Annotated in this window: 1 protein-coding gene and 1 pseudogene; both read right to left on the minus strand. The window is 64.2% G+C overall.

The genetic code is table 11. The annotated features are described in order from the left end of the window. Positions 1-16: 16 nt before the first annotated feature. Entirely contained in the window at positions 17-766 is a 750-nt protein-coding gene (locus Q673_RS22910; RefSeq protein WP_023004985.1) for a PFL_4669 family integrating conjugative element protein, read from the minus strand. A gap of 82 nt (positions 767-848) precedes the next feature. Then, positions 849-1,434, minus strand: a pseudogene (locus Q673_RS22915) (hypothetical protein); the annotation flags it as partial.

The following is a 1,434-nucleotide window of genomic DNA, read 5'->3' on the forward strand; positions in this document are numbered from 1 at the left end:
GGTGATTCCAGTGGAATCACGTCGAGGGAGCGTCTCCTGGCTCCCCAGCGGAAGGCGGTGAGTCTCCTTTCGACTCGCCGTCGCTGCCGGCCCTCGCGGCCTCAGCTGGCTTGGCAATTGGCGGTGCAAACTCGCTGCGCCGCTTGCCGGAGAGCACATCGTCAGGGAGTGCGCCGAACTTCTCGATGGCGTCTCGAGCCTTGGCATTGTTGGCGGCAAAGTCATCCCGGGTGGCACCGCTGAAGCCGGGGTACTTCTGGGTGCTCGCGCACAGGCTGCGCAGGAGGTGACCCCCCACCCGGACGTATTCCTCCATCTGTCGCCGGCCAATCAGGGCGATATGGTGAGCAAGCATGACGCGCCTGACGAAGCGGTCGAAATCGATCAGCAGGCGCAGAGCGAGCCAGCCGTGTTGGCCGCCCGTATAGACGGGAATCTTGAGGGGCTGCTGGTTGAGATTCTCTTCCACGTCCAGCTCTGGCGGCAGCTGAGCCAGCAGGTTATCCAGCTCCTGAAGGCGCTGGTCCAGCTGAGCTCGCGTCTCGGCGAGCTTGGCATCCAGCTGCAGCAGCCAGTGATCCGCATAGGGGTCATCCTTGGCGGCGTTCTGCTTGATCGCACCGCAGATCAGCAGAAACTGCCGCATGCCGATAATCTGCGGACGCCCTGTCTCGACGCCTCGCCCCTTCCAGATCCGTGCTGCGTGATGGGTGTGTAGCGTCAGCTCGATCTTGCTGCGCAGTGCTCCCAGGCGATCAACGGCCATGTCGCGTTGCCCTCATGCTGATGTGTGTCCGCGGTACGGCAGGCACTGTCAATCAGTTGATGCGGGGAAGACAGGGGAATCGTTAATGGCCGCTGAGTGGGTTTTTCCCGGCCGATGGCCACAACCCCAGCGAGCGCAGACACTGCTCTCGGGCGGCTTGGGCTTCCTCGGGCGAGGTGGTGCTCGGCTCGGCAATCGACGGCTCCGCTGTCCGGGGGGAGGACGGCGGTACGCTTCGAGCTGCCGGCCGCTCGGCGGCGGCGGAAGCCCCCTGGGGCGCCCTCCCCGCCCGGCGCTCCGCCTGAGCCTGGGCGTAGCCGGTTGCCACGAACTCGCCACCGATGGCTCGCTTGATCAGCCCTCGCAGGAAGCCCTTGGGGTTTCGCACCGAGCCACCGCTCACGCGCCCTGCCGCCTCGTCGAGAATCGCCTGCTGGGTGTCGCCGGCCAGCTCCGCCATCAGCAGCTGAGTCGCCTGGCGTTCGCTCTCATCCATCGAGAGACATGCCGGCCAGTGCAGGTTCACGGCTGAGGTACCTGTAGGTTTTACACAGTGTGAAGTACGTACTGTACGGGAAGAACTGCCCGAGTTTTCATCGAGAACTGCCTCGACAGCCCGATAAGCCTTTGATTTCAGGCTTGGTTCTCTCTGAAAACCAGGGGAGTTC

Source organism: Halomonas sp. PBN3 (assembly GCF_000475415.1).
Lineage (GTDB): Bacteria > Pseudomonadota > Gammaproteobacteria > Pseudomonadales > Halomonadaceae > Halomonas > Halomonas shengliensis.

Coding starts and splice junctions, on each gene's coding strand:
- Q673_RS22910 (WP_023004985.1), bottom strand. CDS start 766: ATGGCCGTTGATCGCCTGGGAGCACTGCGCAGCAAGATCGAGCTGACG.